A 2,390-nucleotide genomic window follows, 5' to 3' on the forward strand; every position below is an offset into this window, starting at 1 on the left:
TGTCCATTCCGGTTCACCAAACATTGACAAGACGTCGCTCCTGCCTTGGCCGAAAGTGAGGCCGTGGGGCAGGGCGCCTCGGTAAACGGAAAAGTCGCCGATTTCCCGTCCGTAGTAGCGGAAATTGGATAACACTAGCGCGCCAGCTGGATAGTCGCGACTAGGAAAGGCCAAGGACTCAGAATCTGACAATGTCAGTTCAACGCCGAGTGATGCGTTGGACAAGTAAGCATCTGTCCAATGCGGCTCCAGGGCTGGAGCATCGACGATCCCAAGCTCCTTCAGCAACGACTCGATTTCTCGCTCGCCGTAGTGGTAGCCAAGGTGGGCGAAGTGATCCATATCGATTCTCGAATGTCGTGGTCCGGGAGGACTGGTCGTCTTGTGGGTTCATTGAGAGCGGTTGTTGCTCGGAGCGATCAGTCCACTGCCAGCGGATCGCCGAGACTCGCGCTCTTGGACATGCTCAACTACATGTCGCCGTTCTCAGATTGGTCCCGATCGAGGGTGTCGGAGTGGTTGTCGATAGTCGCCACTACATTGGTGATGGCACTGGGCCAGGAACTATTGATCGTCGTCCGGGGTGAGTCCATACAAGTATTCCGAAATGGAGCCCGATCGGGCGAGCGAGCGCTTCATCCCCACTTCACCGCCACTCCATCGCCTCGCCATGCGCCGATCCCACGCTGTACCCCCGGATCCAGCAAGGTGACGCCGCGATGCCTCAGACTCCCCCTGCCAACGACTACGACGTGGTCATCGTCGGCGCTAGTTTTGGTGGTGCCGCCTGCGCACTTGCCGCCGCTCAGTACGGCCTGCGCGTCTGCGTGCTCGAGCGCAAGGCCGACCCTGGCGAACGCCTGCACACCACCGGTATCGTGGTGAAGGAGGCGATGGAACAGACCTGGCTGGGGCGCATGCCCGATCATCTCGTGCAACGCGTCGCACGCGTGCGCCTGTATGCGCCGAACCTGCACAACGTGCTGCTGACCGCACCGGGTTACTACTTCCTCACCACCGATACGCCGAACCTGATGCGCTGGCTGGCCAGCGAACTGCGTGCCAATGGCGTGGACCTGCGTCTGCAGCAGTCGTTCACCGACGCCTGCCGCGACGGCGACGCGTGGCAGGTTGAAGGGGTGGGGCGCACGGCCTATCTGGTCGGCGCTGATGGCGCACGATCACGTGTTGCCCAGCGTACCGGCCTGGGCCAGGTGCGCGACAATCTGTATGGCGTCGAGCGCGAGTTTGCCGGCGTGCAGCTGCCGGAAGGCGATGCCTTGCACTGCTTTGTCAGCCGCCGATTCGCATCCGGCTACATCGGCTGGGCCGCGCAGAACCCCACCGGCGTGCAGGTGGGATTGGCGCTGCGGCATGATCCCGCACATGCACGCGCGCCGGATATCGAGGGATTCCTTGAACACGTGCGCGACGTTGTGGGACTTCCGCACTCGGCCCAGGTTGCCGGCACCCGCGCGGGGCTGGTGCCCTGCGGGTTGCCGGATGGCCCGATCACCGCGCCGGGCGTGATCCTGACCGGTGATGCGGCAGGTGTTGTTTCGCCGCTGTCGGCCGGCGGCATCCACTCGTCATGGCGGCATGGCTGGGCGGTCGGTGATGCGATCGGGTTGCACCGGCGCGGCAAGGGGCCGGCCGCAGAGCAGGTGGCGCGTCAGGCGGCCCCCACCTTTCACCGCAAGCGCATGCTGCGCTGGGCAATGGACCACCTGCAGCAGGACTGGCCGGTCAATGCGCTGCTGCGTACCGGCCCGATGCGCCGGCTGGCCGAGCAGATCTACTTCCATCGGCGGGGCGTGTGGATGTGATCCTGAAGCTGAACGCTGCTTCATGAGGGGGCAGCAGAATCCTGTTGACGCCGTGCAGCAATCCCGACACAATAGCGCTCCTTCGACGCAGGTCGAACGGAATCTGCGGGAATAGCTCAGTTGGTAGAGCGCAACCTTGCCAAGGTTGAGGTCGCGAGTTCGAGTCTCGTTTCCCGCTCCAGATTCAGAAAAACGCTCCCGCAAGGGGGCGTTTTTCGTTTGCGCACCGGAAAGGGATTGCGATCGCGCTAGCGCGGGCTGCCTCGGCCCGCACCGCACCAGGTTCGCACGTCCGCACGATCGAAGCCGGCGCAGGCGTTCTTCCGCGTGATGTACAGATACGGGGCGTCGGCCCGGTAGGTGAAGTGGTAGTAGTAGTTCCGGTCCTGGCCGTACAACCAGTAGTTCGACGAGCCCTCGTTGATCACGTAGGGCTCGAAGGAAAAGATCGACGACTGCGCGGGAATGAAGTTGCTGCGGTCCATCAGCAGCATGGCCGCGTTCGACGCCAACGGAGTGGTCAGGCAGATCGCCGTCGTACCCACGATGAGCACGGTCGCGAAG

The 2,390-nt window shown here is 63.2% G+C and carries 3 protein-coding genes and 1 tRNA gene; 2 read left to right on the forward strand and 2 right to left on the reverse strand.

Features of this window, described 5'->3' with window-relative positions; genetic code table 11:
* On the reverse strand, window positions 1–342 hold a 342-nt coding region (locus tag AC1VAN_RS18705; protein WP_480986428.1), incomplete at its 3' end, for a hypothetical protein.
* A gap of 377 nt (window positions 343–719) precedes the next feature.
* Here AC1VAN_RS18705 and AC1VAN_RS18710 point away from each other — a divergent pair.
* Window positions 720–1,826, forward strand: a complete 1,107-nt coding sequence (locus AC1VAN_RS18710; RefSeq protein WP_442251047.1) for an NAD(P)/FAD-dependent oxidoreductase — start codon at window positions 720–722, stop codon at window positions 1,824–1,826.
* 105 nt (window positions 1,827–1,931) lie between these two features.
* Window positions 1,932–2,007 (forward strand) — tRNA-Gly (locus AC1VAN_RS18715).
* 67 nt (window positions 2,008–2,074) lie between these two features.
* On the opposite strand, the gene AC1VAN_RS18720 is transcribed toward AC1VAN_RS18715, so the two are convergent.
* Window positions 2,075–2,390, reverse strand: a 316-nt coding sequence (locus AC1VAN_RS18720; RefSeq protein ID WP_480986429.1) for a hypothetical protein, incomplete at its 5' end; no start/stop codon positions are given.

It is taken from the genome of Stenotrophomonas sp. 05L44_2 (assembly GCF_056665995.1).